Genomic DNA, 14156 nt, shown 5'->3' on the forward strand with positions numbered 1-14156 from the left:
GGAGGTATGTGATGGAGCTTGATATTCTGCAGTTTATTCAGAAGATAGGCAGCGATTTTTTCGACTTCTTCTTCGGAGTTTTCTCAACAATAGGCGGAACTGCCGTGGTCGCGGCTTTTGTTCCGATTATTTATTGGTGCTTTGACAAGGCGACGGGTGAGGAAATTGCGCTCGACGTTTTCTCCGGCTGCTACGTTAATTCTCTGCTGAAGGGAATAATCGCGAGAGCGCGTCCGGTCGCGACTCACGAGAACGAGCTGCGCAGGGGTAAATACGATTACATTTACGACTCGCAGCTGCACGACGGCGAATATCTCGCCGAATCCTTCCCGAGCGGACACTCGCAGGCGTCTGCCTCGCTTATTTCCGGTATCGCTTACAGGAAAGGTCTTAAAAAATACTGGCCGCTTCTGCTGATCCCCGTGCTGGTCGGCGTGTCGCGTCTGTACTTCGGAATGCACTGGCCGACGGACGTACTCGCCGGGCTCGCCGTCGGATTCTGCGTCAGTGCGGTCGTGCATATCTGCGTGAAGATCAATAAGAAAAAGACTTTCATCGCGATCCCGATAGTCGCCTCCGCGCTTATGTTTTTGAACTTTTTCGGAGTGGAGAGAAAGCAGCTGCTTATCACCGCCGCGCTGCTCGCGCTGCTCTGGGGCGGCTGTCTCGGGATGCTGACGGAAAATAAATATATCGAGTTCTCCACCGGGGACATAAAGTGGTGGATGCGCGTTCTGCGCCTGCCGGTGGGACTTATCGCCGTCGGGCTCTGCGCGGGCGTGGTCTTCCTGCCGCTGTGGCTGCTCGGAGCGGACAAATACCTTATGCTGATACCGGTAGCGCTTGTCGGCGGATTCGCGATGGCGACCGCCGCGCCGCTGGCCTTCAAAATGTTCAGACTGATATAATGAAACGATCCCCGCGTCTTGTGCGCGGGGATTTAAGCAAAGGGAACGGCTATGGAAGAAAAAGCGAAGACCGCTCTCGTCATGGAGGGCGGCGCGATGCGCGGGATGTTCACCTGCGGCGTCATCGACGTGATGATGGAAAACGGAATAGACTTCGAAGCCGCCGCGGGCATTTCCGCGGGTGCGGCGTTCGGCTGCAACTACAAGTCGCGCCAGATCGGCAGGGCGATAAGGTATAACAAAGCGTACTGCAAAGATCCGCGCTACTGCAGTCTGCGTTCGCTGCGCAAAACGGGCGACCTTTACGGCGTGGACTTCTGCTACCGCGAGCTCCCGCTGGAGCTTGACGTTTTCGACCGCGAGACCTTCGCCGCGGACCCGATGGACTTTTACGTCGGCGCGACGGATATAAACACCGGCGAAGCGGTATATCACAAGTGCTCGGACGGCGGCGAAGCCGATTTCGAGTGGATGCGCGCCTCCGCGTCGATGCCGCTCGTTTCACGCGTCGTGGAGATCGACGGCCGCGAGCTGCTCGACGGCGGTATCGTCGACGCCGTGCCGTATCGCTTCATGGAGTCGCTCGGCTATAACCGGAACGTCATAATTCTGACTCAGCCGAAGGGCTACCGCAAAAAGAAAAGCAGGGCGCTGCCGCTCGTCAGACGCAAGCTCCGCAAATACCCGAAGCTCGTCGAGGCGATGGCGGACCGCCACCTGATGTATAACGGACAGATGGACGAGATCGACGAACGCGAACGAGCCGGCGCCGCCCTCGTTATCCGCCCTCCCGAGCCGCTGAAGATAGGCCGCACGGAGAAGGACCCGGACGAGCTTGAGCGCGTTTATCAAATCGGCAGGGCGGAAGCGCTCCGCCGGCTTACGGAGCTGAAAGCGTTTCTGAACGATTTGAGGTTTTGCAGGGAAGGGGATATTCTTGAAATCAATATCAACGGCGATTATTTAACGGTTATGATAACCGGAGACGAATTTGAAGCTCCGTCTTCTCCGATCAAACGAGTGTGTCCGATCACTGATAAGTCACCTGTATCGGAGAATATGAAGGTCGATATGGACGTTTACCCGTACAGAGTAGAGCTGAGCAATATAAAGACTTGGGGTTTCGTTATGTGCGACAATGAGTTTGAGATAGATCTGACGGAGGTCAACGCTTCGTATATAGAGAGCGCGCCGAGTAGGACAACATGGGAAGTCAGCCAATGCATAACCTCGTATAATTGGCCGAAAGACAGTGAATACTTTATGGAATAATAACGTTTAACATAAAACGCCCGCTTGTGCGGGCGTTTTGTGCGTAAAAAAGAACCCTATCGGCTGTCCGTTAATAAGGTATAATCCCCGTTAAGCAGTACCGATCAGGATTCTTGACAATAGAGACACCTCTGAAACGGCGGGCTTGGTCCGAAATGACCTGGGCTTGTCGCCAACGGAGAATGCCTCTACGGGTATTATTATAACCGATACCGCAGGGAAAGTCAATACCAAAGAAACGCGGGTAAAAGTAAAAGAGACACCGCCCGGCCTTACGCCGGCGGGAGCGTCAACCCGACTTACTCCCTGAAGAACGGTATCTCTACGGTTGATAGTATAACCGATAACGTCGGAAAAGTCAATACCGAAAAAACGCGGGTAAAAGTATAAGAGACACCGCGCGGCCTTACGCCGCAGACGGGGTCATTACGACTGGCCGCCTGAAGAACGGTATCTCTACGGTTGATAGTATAACCGAAAAAGGCGGAAAAGTCAATACCGAAAGAAAAAAACGCGGGAAAAGTTATAGAGATACTCCTGAAAGGGCGGGCGTGGTTGAAAACAACTCACACTTGTCGCCAACAGTGAGTACCTCTACGGGTATTATTATAACCGATACCAGCGGAAAAAGTCAATACCGAAAGAAAAAACGCGGAGAAAGTAATAGAGACATCTCTGAAAGGGCGGGCGGGGTTGCGAGCAACCCAGGCTTGTCGCCAACGGAGAATGCCTCTACAGGTATTATTATAACCGACAGCGGCAGGAAAGTCAATACCGAAAGAAACGCGGGCAAAAGTAAAAGAGACACTGCGCAGCATATAGCTGACGACGGGGTCGTTACGACTGACCGCCGGAGAAACAGTGCCTCTACGGTCGATAGTATAACCGATAAAGGTAGAAAAGTCAATACCGAAAGCGAAAAAAGCTTGAAATCTTCGCGTGCGGCCGGCTTTCACTGCAAACAATGTATATAAAAAGAAAGTCCGCTACAACCCCTGCTGTTGCGAATGCCACAGCCTCGAGCACTAATAATATAGCACCCTCTACGTCCAAGACGCAGGTAAGTCAGACTTTCTATGAGAATCGTACCACAAAAGGCACGAAAAGTCAAGGGCTTTCCAAAGTAAATACGGCGGATTTAGAAAAAGTGCGGAAATCTGCCGACAATACGCCGGAAAAAGCGCGGAATATACCCGAACGGGCGCAAAATGACGGTACCTACCATATTTACGACATAACAAAAAGAATAAGAGCTACCGCACACCGATCTAACGGTGTTGGGAGCGTCACTCCGACTTACTCCCTAAATGGAAACGGTATCTCTTATGTAAAAAGTATAACCGATACCGACGGGAAAGTCAACACCGAAAACGAAAAAAACTTGAACTCTTCGCGCGCGGCCGGCTTTCACTGCAAACAATGTATATAAAAAGAAAGTCTTCCGCCATTGCTGCTGCTTCCGCCGCAGCGACGACAGCTGAGAACACAGCCGTCACGACGCCCGAAGCGATGGTTGATCAGACTTTCTACGGAAACAATACCAGAAAAGGCGCGAAAAGTCAAGGGTTTTCTAAAGAAAATACGGCGGATTTAGAAAAAGTGCGGAAATCTGCCGAAGAAACGACGGAAAAAGTGCATGAAAAAAACAGAGCGTGGTATCACGCTCTGTTTTGGTATTCCATCAGTTTTGCGACGGAAATGAATACCGGACACAAAACGATAGCCGCCAGCCAGACGCTCATTCGTCTTCTCCTCCTTCGTAGTCGTAATCGGGCTCGGGATCGGTAAAATCCTGCTCTTCCGCGGCGAGCAGCGCGAGCAGCATTTCGCTGAAATCGACGTCGCCGAGGCCGCTGTCGTCAAACAGTTCGTCAATATCCTCCTCCATTTTCACCACCTCTTTCCGCGGAGTTTTCTTCCGCTTTACGACCGTATTATAAAACGGCCGCTGTCCGATAAACAGGACAGCGACCGCGTTTTTTATTCTTTTTTGAAATTGCCGTTACAGCTTCAGCTCCATGTGTCTGCACTGCGTTTTGAAGCCGAGTTTTTCATAAAACGCCTTCGCGTCGGCGTTGGCCTCCCAGACGTTCAGCTCGAGCGAATCAGCGCCGATCTCGGCCGCGTATTCGCGTACGAAGGCGATCAGCGCGCCGCCGATCCCGCGTCCGCGGAAGGCGGAATCGACGCAGAGGTCGTCGAGGTAGAGCGCTTTGCGCGGAAGCATCTGCGGCGCGGCGGGCTGCCGTATCTCGCAGAGCGCGTAGCCGACGCAGACGCCGTCCTCTTCGGCGGCGAAGGAGGGGCGGTCGGGGCGCGTCAGCAGCGCCTCCAGCTCGGCCGCGTCGAACTTCTCGCGGTCGGCGCGGAAGACGTCCGGACGCAGCTCCGCGTGCAGGCGCAGTATCTGCCCGAGCAGCTCGTGTATGCGCGGTATATCGCGTTTTTCAACGGGTCTGATAAGCATTGCGTTAAACCTTTTTGAAAACGTAGTGGATGCGTCGGCTGTCCGCCTTCGGCGGCGAAAGGGTGTAGGCGTCGTACTCCGCCTCGGGCGCGAAACCGCACTCCTCGAGCGTTGAAACGAGCTCCTCGCGCGTCCAGCAGCGCTGCTCCTGCTCCTCGTCGAAGCGGCGCCACGCGCCGCCGTCGCGCTCGAACCAGGTCAGCTCGTACCTCGCCTTGCGCGTGCGGGGCGAATACCCGGTGTTCCAGACGAGGTAGAGGTCGTCGAGGTCGTAGGTGTACGTCCCGTCTGCGAGCTCGTCGGTGAACTTGCGTTCGCCGTCGGCGTCGAAGATGAAAACGCCGCCCTTGTCGGTGAAGATTGCGAGCCGCTTGAACGCCGCCTTCAGCGCGGTTTTCGTCGTGATATAGTTGACGCTGTCCATCGTGCTGAAGCAGACGTCGACGGTGTCGTTCAGGTCGAGCTCGGTCATGTCCTGGCAGAGCAGGAGCGTATCGGCGGGCAGGCGCTCCTTCGCGAGCGAAAGCATCTCGGGCGAGCCGTCCGCGCAGACGGGATCGAAGCCGAGCTTAACGAGCTCCGCCGCGAGCCGCCCGCTTCCGCAGGCGAGGTCGAGCGGCTTGAGCATCGGACTGCCGTGCTTTTTCGCGAGCTTAACGAGGTATCCCGCCGCGCCGGCGTAGTCGAAGTCGCTCATCAGCCGGTCGTAGACGGCGGAAAAGCTGCCGTATCCGCTCATTTTTGCTCCAATCTGTCGGCGCCGAGCTTGTAGCCGCCGCTGCCGTATTTCAGACAGCGCTTGACGCGGCTGACGGTGGCGGTCGAAGCCCTCGTCTTCTCGACTATGTCGGCGTAGACGCCGCCCTTGAGCAGCAGCCGCGCGACGGCGAAGCGCTGCGCCATCGTGTTGATCTCGTTTTCGGTGCATACGTCGTCGAAAAATACGTAGCATTCCTCGCGGGTTTTCAGAGAGAGTATTGCGTCAAACAGGCTGTCCGCCTGGGAATCTGCGGTCTTGTTAACCATTTCGTTGCGGCGCGGATTATCCGCGCGTCCTTTCTATATAATAGCGGAGCGCACGAAAAAATGCGTACGCTCTCACATACGCATTTTAACACTAAAAAGCATAAAAGTAAACACTTTTTTGCGATATTTTTCAAACCTTAACGAAAGACGAAAAATACTTAAAAAAGCATTGTCAAATGGTGCTCTTGATCGGCTTGTTCTGCGCGACGAGCGCGGCGTCTGAGATTATCGCGTCGACCTGCGACTTGAGCACGAAGAAGACGCCTTCGCCGTCGATGAGGTAGGCGTATCGCATATTGTCGACCGGTACGAACTCGACCTTGACGTCTGCGCTTCCGTCGTTGAAGGAATAGGTGAGCGTCAGCGCCGCGGGCGCGGCCGGAACGGAATCCAGGCGTCCCTCTGAGAGCGTCATTATCAGGTTCTCGTAGAAGAGCTTGAAGTTATCCGCGTCGAGCTTCAGACCGCCGCAGGAGGGGATTATTCCGCCGCCGTCGCGGTCGACTTTGAAAACGTGGGCGCCGCCCGCGTAGTTCACGGTGAGTCCGGAGAGCGCGGAGAGCGGCTTTGTGAAGGTCAGGCGCGACATATACGTGTCCGCGGGGTTGGAGAGGAATGAGGTGTAGGTCGGATAGGCGGTGAATACCGCGTCGAATCCGTCCATCTTCGCGTAGCAGAACTCGCCCGCGTCGGCGAAGCCGATACGCACTTCCTTGTCAGCGAAGCGGAAAACGAGCGTGTAATCGGGATCGTCGAGGCCGTAAAACGCGACGCGTTCGGGAGTCGGGCGTATCTCGACGCATTCCGTGAAACTCATTCCCGAAGCGTAGGTCACAAGGTCGCCCGTCGTCGTGGAGTTGACGGGGTAATCTATCGGCTGCGTCATGACGTAAGGCGTCGACGCCGTTTCGTCGCTGACGTAGTTAGGATCCATGATTATCTCGATGTTCTCGGCGCGTTTTTTGCCGCCGATGAAGACGTATTTGACGTTTGTATCCGTTCCTTCGGGGAAGTCGTCTTTGGAGGGGATAACGTCGGTCTCGACGTAGGATGCCGCCGAGCGCGTCAGATAAAGCGGCAGGTTGTGGGTGACGATATAAACGCCGTCCTCGCCCTGAAGGGACATATAGCGTCCGCCGGAGGGAGCTTCGTTGCCGAGCAGCAGCGTCTTCGCCGTGCCGTCCGCGAGCTCCACGCGGCAGGTCGCGGCGGGGGAGTCGAGCCCGTATTCCGAGAGCGCCCCGGGCGAAGCGACCGTGCGCGAAGCGTTCGGCGCGAGCAGCTTGTCGCCGACCCAGCTTGTCGAGTACGCGTTCGTTTCGAAGCCCTCGTCCTCCTTAACGGTGTAGCCGTCCGCGGTTTTCACAAGAGTGAAGCCGCCGGCTTCGTTGCTCACGGATGCGCTTACGAATTCGTCGCGGGTGACGGAGTAGATGAGCGCCGTCTCGCTCGGCTCGTCGGAGGAAACGGTTTCCGCCGGCGCGGTGAGGAGTATGACGGCGACGCCCGCGGCGAGGACCGCGGCGATCGCAAGCAGTATTAAAAGCAGACGTTTGTTCTTGCTCACAGGTTCTTCCTCTTGACGAAAACGAACGTACCCACGCCGATGATAACGGCGGGGAAGAGTATGGAGAATACCAGCGCGAAGATCCTGACCTGATTGTTAGTCAGATCGATTACCTCGGTGGCGAGATCCTTTTTGACTATCGTAACGGGATCGGATTTTTCCTGCATCGATTCGAGGATCGCGGTGATCAGCGTGCCGTTGCCGTAGGTGTTGGATACGCCAGCCTTGATGGAATTAAAGTAGAAGTCGATAAAACCATCACTCGTTACGAGTACGCCGGAGGATTCTTCTATCGGGAGGTTGGTGTTGCGCTTGCGCGTCAGCGTCATAACTGCGAATTTGTCGGTGATGTCGTCGTCACCCTTCTTTATCGCCGCCGCGGATTCGGTATCAGGCGTTTCGGAGGCGGCGCGCTTAAAGGACGTGTCGTAGGTGCTCATCAGCGTCGTCACCGTACGGATATCGCGCTCCTCCCAGAGCACCTCGATCGGCTCCGGACTCTGAATTATCGTTTTAACTCTCGCATTATTGAGTTCTTTAGTTATATCGCTGTCGGAGTCGTATTCTGTTATGACACAGAACGGAAGACCACTAATGCAGTTATCCTGATCGTAAACGCGGGAGTTCGGATCAATCCTCACACCCCAGTTGAGCTCGAGGTATTCGTAAAGATTCGGCAGGTCGGCGGTGCCGCCGTCGAAATAGAGCAGGTTGCGGCCGTAGTCCTTGCCGTTCTGCAGGAACTCGTCGAGCTTGGTTATTTCCGCCTGCGAGAAGTCGCGCTGCGGAGCGACGACGGCGAGGAATTTCGCGCTCTGCGGAATCGCGTCCTTCGCGAAGTCGATGACCTCAACGTTTAAGCCGTTATTCTCAAATATGCCGCTGATGGAGGCGAGGTTGCTCTCGTCCTCGGTGCGCTCGCCGTGTCCGTTCACGACGGCGACGGAGACGACCTCGTCGCGCAGAACGTATCCGACGGCGTTGATGAGCGGCTGCTCGGTGAAGTAGTAGTAGGTGAACGATTCCGAGTCGGTCTTATAGCTCGTCGTTTCGTTGAAATCCGTGTTGATGAATTCGGTCAGATCGACGAGCTTATGCCGTTTGGAGCTTTCAACAAGCATATACATCTCGGGCGGCGAAGGCTGCGAGATCATATCGTATTTGTTGAGGTAGTTGGGGTTGGCGTCCATATCGACGTATTTGACTGTGATATGTTCGTTTTTCGCTATCTCGGAGAGTATCTCCGGCAGGCGGCGTATGGGCGCCTCGTAGAATGCGGCGGCGTTTGCGCCGGCGTCCGAAAAGAGTGAAAAGTCACGCATCTTGTTTTCCGACGAAAGCACCGTTATCGTTACGTCGCCTTCCACGGAGTCGAAGTACGCCTTCGCCTCGTCGGTAAGCGAGAAGAGGCGGTTCGCCGTGATATCGAAGCGCAGGTCTACGCGTTCGCCGATGAGAGTTACCGCGACGTTGAACAGGACTATCACGATTATGACGACCGCGGTTATCGCCGTCGCGAGCGAGCCGTGCTTGAAGCGCGGGTTGGAGAAGAAACGCTTCTTCGGCGTTTCCTGAATGCCGCCCTTGGGGGCGCCGTTGAGATTGCCGTTCATATCCGCGCCTCCCTTAAGACCATCTGCGCCGTTCCATCACCCTCACGGTGAGGAAAAGGAAAACGGCGGTGAAGCTTATATAAAACAGAATGTTGCTTATGTCGAAAATGCCGCTTGTGAAATCGACGTAGCGCGTGTGCAGCGAAACAAGCCCCAGCAGCGTTTTCAGCACGGGGCTCGAAACTATCGAGGAAAGCAGCACCGGCACGAAGGTCAGCACTATCGCGCCGAAGGTCGCGAACGCCGCGACCACCTGGCTTTCCGTCAGAGCGGAGATGAATTCGCCGACGGCGATGAGTGCCGCGCCGATAAGGAGTATCCCGACCACCATTCCGATATACTCGACGAAGTTGAGCCTGCCAAACGCCGCGATGACTATAGCGAAAAACGCGGTCGTTCCGACGGCGATGGAATATATCGCGAAGGCGGAGAAGAACTTGCCCATGACTATCTGCCCGAGTCCGACGGGGGAGGTGAGCAGCAGCTGATCGGTCTTCTGCTTGCGTTCCTCGCTCAAAAGGCGCATGGTCAGCACCGGAACGAGCAGCACGAGCACGAAGTAGATGAAGCCGAAAAAGTTCGACATACCGCTCGAGACGACTCCGCTTTTCTCGCCGCCCATGATGGAGACGTAAAAGAACACGCCGTAGAAGATCATGAAGAGCGTGAAGAAAACGTAGCCGATGACGGAGGTGAAATAGGTCTTGAACTCACGCTTGAAAATCGTAAGCATCAGAGATCGGCCTCCTCTCTCTTTTTGACGGAGCGCTTCGCCTTTCCGCCCGGCGCTCTGCGGGAGCCTCCGGTGAGGCTTATGAATACGTCCTCGAGCGACGAAGCGACGGGGTGGGTTTCGATAAGCGGAGTGCCGAGCGAAACACAGACGTTGAATATCGCCTTGCGGATATCGGTATCCTTTTCCGCTTCCACGAGGTACTCGAAGGTGCCCTTTTCCTTCTCCGCGACGCGCTTGACGGAGGTGACTCCGGCGATGCCGCGCAGCGCGGCGATGACCTGTCCCTCAGCGCCGTCGATAGTGACGGAGTAGGCGGGCTTGCCGCCGGCGTTGCGGGTGAGGTTTTCGGCGGAGTCGTCGGCGACGAGCCGCCCGCGGTTGATGACGATTATGCGTCCGCATACCGCCTGCACTTCGGGGAGAATGTGCGAGCTGAGTATGACGGTGCGCTGTTTGCCGAGGTCTTTGATGAGGTCGCGTATTTCGATTATCTGCCGCGGGTCGAGCCCGACGGTCGGCTCGTCGAGGATGAGCACCGGCGGATTGCCGATGAGCGCCTGCGCCAGTCCGACGCGCTGCTGATACCCCTTCGAGAGATGCCCGATTATGCGGCCGCGGACGTCGGAGAGCTTCACGACGTCGCATATCTCGGCGACGTGGGACTTCATATCGAGGTCCTTGCATTTCTTGAGCTTGAAGACGAACTTCAAATAAGCGTCCACCGTCATATCGGAGTAGAGCGGCGGATGCTCGGGGAGATACCCGACGAGCTTTTTGACCTCGTTGGGATTCTCGAGTATGTCGAAGCCGCCGACGGAGGCGCTGCCGGAGGACATCGAAAGATACCCCGTCAGAATGTTCATCGTCGTGGTCTTTCCCGCGCCGTTCGGGCCGAGGAAGCCGACGATCTCGCCTTCGTTGACCGTGAACGAGATGTTGTCCACGGCGGCTTTTTTGCCGTATTTCTTTGTCAGATTGGTTACCGTGATCAAGCGGACTTCAGTCCTTTCGGAAGAATGCGGCAAGCCGCTTCTTGAATTATCTTATCGCGTAATGGTGAAATATCCGTTAATACCGGGTGAGAGATCAGCGAAAAAACCCGACGAGGTCGGAGATTTTGATTTCCCGCGTTTCGCCGTCGCTCATGCGCTTGACGCGGCAGACGCCGCTTTCGAGCTCGGAGTCGCCGAGCACGACGGTGTATCCGGCGCGTATCTTGTCGGCGTATTTCATCTGCGCCTTGACGCTTCTGCCGACGGAGTCGTATTCGGCGGCGACGCCCTCGCGGCGCAGCGCGAGCGCGATGCGGAAGGCTTCCTTCTCCGCCTTTTCGCCCATCGAGCCGATGAAGACGCGGCAGCCCTCGGCGGCTTCGGGGAAGAGCCCCTGCTTCTCGAGCAGGAGCATCATGCGCTCCAGCCCCATGCCGAAGCCGAGTCCGCATATCGGGGAGCCGCCCATTTGCGCGGCGAGCCCGTCGTAGCGGCCTCCGCCGCAGACGGTGCCCTGCGCGCCGATGTCGCTTGAAATGAACTCGAAGACGATGCCGTTGTAATAGTCGAGCCCGCGCACGATGCGGGGATTTACGGTGAAGTCTACGCCGCTTTCGGTCAGCAGCGTCTTGACCTGCTCGAAGTGCTCGCGGCAGTCGCCGCAGAGGTAGTCGGTGATCTTCGGCGCGTTCTCAACGTCGCCGTCGCAGTCGGGATCCTTGCAGTCGAGCACGCGGAGCGGGTTGACGTTCAGGCGTTCGCGGCAGAGCTTGCAGAGCTTGTCCTCGCGCTTTTTGAAGTATTCGACGAGCGCTTTTCTGTATTCGGCGCGGCATTCCGGGCAGCCGATGGAGTTGATGAAAAGCGAAACGCCCTTCACGCCGAGGCGGCGGATGCACTCGTCGGCGAGCGTGATTATCTCGCAGTCCGCCTTCGGGGTCGCCGCGCCGAAGAACTCGACGCCGAACTGGTGGAACTCGCGCAGACGGCCGGCCTGCGGCTTCTCATAACGGAAGCAGGGGATGAGGTAATACGCCTTGACGGGCAGAAGTCCCTTGTCGAGGCCGTTTTCGAGCAGGAGGCGCACCGCGCTGGCGGTACCCTCCGGGCGCAGCGTGATGCTTCTGCCGCCCTTGTCCTCGAAGGTATACATCTCCTTCTGAACGATGTCCGTCGTGTCGCCGACGGAGCGGTTGAAAAGCTCGGTGTGCTCGAAGGTGGGGAAGCGTATCTCGGAGAAGCCGAAATCAGCCGCCGTCTTCGCGAGCGTGCTTTCGAGCCATTGATTTTTGAAGCTGTTTTCGGGAAGCAGGTCCTGCGTCCCTCTGGGAGCGGTGGTGATAAGCGCCATCGTGTTTCACCTTTCTTTATGTAAAAGTTATTTTTCTTTTTTCGCGTTCGGCTTGAAAAAGCGCAGTCGGAGCGAGTTGCCGACGACGAAGAGCGAGCTTACGCTCATCGCGGCGGCGGCCCAGACGGGGGAAAGCTCCCAGCCGAGCAGAGAGGAGAATGCTCCGGCGGCGAGCGGTATGCACAGGGCGTTGTAGAAGAGCGCCCAGAAGAAGTTCTGCTTGATGTTGCGGAGTACCGCGCGGCTGAGGCGTATCGCGGTCGGCAGGTCCGCGAGGTCGTCGCGGAGCAGCACTATATCGGAGGAGCGCAGCGCGATATCCGTTCCCGCGCCCATCGAAATGCCTATATCCGCCTTCGCGAGTGCGGGCGCGTCATTGATGCCGTCGCCGGCCATCGCTGTGATTTCTCCGCTTTCGCGCAGGGCGGTCAGCGCCGCCTCCTTGTCCTCCGGCATCAGTCCGGCGCGCACGTCGTCGATTCCCGCTTTCGCGGCGATGACGGCGGCGGTGTTGGGGTTGTCCCCCGTGAGCATAAGCACTTTTATACCTTCGCTCTTCAGCTCCGCCACCGCGTCCGCGGAGGTGGGGCGTATCGAATCGGCGGCGGCGATCAGCGCGGCGAGCGCGCCGTCCGCGGCGAAGTAGATGACCGTCTTGCCTTCGGCTTTCAGCGCCTCCGCTTTTTCGGCGGCGTGGGAAATATCTACTCCGTTTTCCTCCATCAGCGCGGCGTTGCCGGCGAGGCAGCGCGCGCCTTCGACTACGCCGGAAACGCCCCTGCCGGTGAAGCTCTCGAAGTCGGATACCTCCGGCAGCTCGAGCCCTTCGGCGTAAGCGCAGACAGCGGAAGCGATCGGATGCTCCGAAAGCTTCTCGAGCGCGGCGGCCGCGGGGAGCGGGTCGACGTCCGTGAAGGAGACCACGTCCGTGACCTCCGGTCTGCCGCCGGTGACGGTGCCGGTCTTGTCCAGCGCGACGGCGGTTATCTTGCCGGTGCGTTCGAGGATTTCGGCGGAGCCGTAGAGTATCGAGAGCTGCGCGCCTCTGCCGGTGCCGACCATAACGGCGACGGGGGCGGCGAGCCCGAGCGCGCAGGGGCAGGAAATGACGAGCACGGATACCGCGTGAAGCAGCGCGGATTCAAATCCGCCGCCGACGAGCATCCATATCGCGAAGGTGAGCGCGGCGACGCCCATCACCACGGGCACGAAAACGCCGGCGATCTTATCTGCGAGCCGCTGTATCGGCGCCTTTGACGCCGCGGCTTCGGAAACGAGCCTGACTATGCGGGAAAACGACGTGTCCTCGCCGACCTTGTCGGCGCGGAAGCGCAGGTATCCGCCGTGGTTGACGGAGGCGGAGATTATCGCGTCGCCCGCCTGCTTGAATACGTATTCGCTTTCGCCCGTGACCGCCGACTGATCGAGATACGAGCTCCCTTCGACGACCGTTCCGTCGACGGGCGCGGACATCCCCGGCTTCAGCGCTACAACGTCTCCGACGCGCAGTTCGTCCGCGGGTATCTCGGTTTCTGCTCCGTCGCGTACGACGATCGCCGTTTTCGGAGCCATATCCTCGAGCGCGTCGAGCGCGTCGCCGGTGACGCGCTTGGAACGTGCCTCCAGATATTTGCCGAGCGTTATAAGCGTAAGTATCATCGCGGCGGAGTCAAAGTAGAAATGCTCTCCGCCGGTCAGCAGGGAATACAAGCTGTAAAGGAACGACGCTGCGGAACCGACCGCGATAAGCGTGTCCATATTCGGCGCGCCGCGGAAGAGCGACTTGCCGCCGCCGATGAAAAACCTGCGGTTGACGATCATTATGGGAACTGTCAGCGCGAGCTGGACCCACCCGACGACCTTGTGCGTCATGAAGTCGGGCAACTTTACGCCCGCCATGTGCAGTATCATAAGTGCCATCAGCGGAACGAGGAACGCCAGCGAGAGCAGGAAGCACCTGCCGAGCGTTTTCGCCTCGTCGTTTTTCGGGCGCGGCTTGCCGTCCGCCTTTTCGGCTTTGTATCCGGCGGCTTTGACGGCGGCGCGGATATCCTTTTCCGAGAGCGCGTTTTCGTCGTATTCGACGACCATCGATGCGCCGAGCAGGTTGACGTCGGCGGAGGAAACGCCGTCAAGCCGTTTGACCGCGCGTTCTACTGCGGCCTGACATGCCGCGCAGTGCATTCCGGTAACGTTGAATTTTTCGGTCATATGCGTTTGTCCT

General features: G+C 57.5%; 12 protein-coding genes. 2 read left to right on the forward strand and 10 right to left on the reverse strand.

The window, feature by feature from the left end; all coding sequences use genetic code 11:
• The first annotated feature begins 11 nt into the window (after positions 1 to 11).
• Both J5441_05240 and J5441_05245 read left to right on the forward strand, forming a co-directional pair.
• The gene (locus J5441_05240; GenBank protein MBO4934551.1) at positions 12 to 908 is read left to right on the forward strand and encodes a phosphatase PAP2 family protein; all 897 of its coding nucleotides are present in this window, start codon (positions 12 to 14) and stop codon (positions 906 to 908) included.
• 51 nt (positions 909 to 959) lie between these two features.
• Positions 960 to 2180 carry a patatin family protein gene (locus J5441_05245; GenBank protein ID MBO4934552.1) on the forward strand — a complete coding sequence of 407 codons (1221 nt, stop codon included), beginning with the start codon at positions 960 to 962 and terminating at the stop codon, positions 2178 to 2180.
• A gap of 1738 nt (positions 2181 to 3918) precedes the next feature.
• Here the strand turns inward: J5441_05245 and J5441_05250 are convergent.
• The 10 genes from J5441_05250 to J5441_05295 all read right to left on the reverse strand — a co-directional run bounded on the left by J5441_05250 (position 3919) and on the right by J5441_05295 (position 14143).
• Complete coding sequence (locus J5441_05250) at positions 3919 to 4068, reverse strand: hypothetical protein (GenBank protein MBO4934553.1); 150 nt, start codon at positions 4066 to 4068, stop codon at positions 3919 to 3921.
• 114 nt (positions 4069 to 4182) lie between these two features.
• Positions 4183 to 4647: a GNAT family N-acetyltransferase gene (locus tag J5441_05255; protein ID MBO4934554.1), complete on the reverse strand. Its 465-nt coding sequence runs from the start codon at positions 4645 to 4647 to the stop codon at positions 4183 to 4185.
• A 4-nt stretch (positions 4648 to 4651) separates the two neighbouring features.
• A complete protein-coding gene (locus tag J5441_05260) occupies positions 4652 to 5386 on the reverse strand; it encodes a class I SAM-dependent methyltransferase (GenBank protein MBO4934555.1) in 735 nt (244 codons plus the stop codon).
• Positions 5383 to 5673: a hypothetical protein gene (locus J5441_05265; GenBank protein ID MBO4934556.1), complete on the reverse strand. Its 291-nt coding sequence runs from the start codon at positions 5671 to 5673 to the stop codon at positions 5383 to 5385. The genes J5441_05260 and J5441_05265 overlap by 4 nt, the downstream gene beginning before the upstream one ends.
• A 172-nt stretch (positions 5674 to 5845) precedes the next feature.
• Positions 5846 to 7240 carry a DUF4340 domain-containing protein gene (locus J5441_05270; protein ID MBO4934557.1) on the reverse strand — a complete coding sequence of 465 codons (1395 nt, stop codon included), beginning with the start codon at positions 7238 to 7240 and terminating at the stop codon, positions 5846 to 5848.
• Positions 7237 to 8853: a GldG family protein gene (locus J5441_05275; GenBank protein ID MBO4934558.1), complete on the reverse strand. Its 1617-nt coding sequence runs from the start codon at positions 8851 to 8853 to the stop codon at positions 7237 to 7239. The genes J5441_05270 and J5441_05275 overlap by 4 nt, the downstream gene beginning before the upstream one ends.
• 13 nt (positions 8854 to 8866) lie before the next feature.
• Positions 8867 to 9586, reverse strand: coding sequence for an ABC transporter permease subunit (locus J5441_05280; GenBank protein ID MBO4934559.1), 720 nt, complete (start codon positions 9584 to 9586; stop codon positions 8867 to 8869).
• A complete protein-coding gene (locus J5441_05285; GenBank protein ID MBO4934560.1) occupies positions 9586 to 10581 on the reverse strand; it encodes an ATP-binding cassette domain-containing protein in 996 nt (331 codons plus the stop codon). The genes J5441_05280 and J5441_05285 overlap by 1 nt, the downstream gene beginning before the upstream one ends.
• A gap of 94 nt (positions 10582 to 10675) precedes the next feature.
• Positions 10676 to 11932 carry a histidine--tRNA ligase gene (locus J5441_05290; protein MBO4934561.1) on the reverse strand — a complete coding sequence of 419 codons (1257 nt, stop codon included), beginning with the start codon at positions 11930 to 11932 and terminating at the stop codon, positions 10676 to 10678.
• Between the two features lie 27 nt (positions 11933 to 11959).
• A complete protein-coding gene (locus J5441_05295; protein ID MBO4934562.1) occupies positions 11960 to 14143 on the reverse strand; it encodes a heavy metal translocating P-type ATPase in 2184 nt (727 codons plus the stop codon).
• Between the last annotated feature and the right edge of the window lie 13 nt (positions 14144 to 14156).

The organism is Clostridia bacterium (genome assembly GCA_017620395.1).
GTDB lineage: Bacteria > Bacillota > Clostridia > Oscillospirales > RGIG8002 > RGIG8002.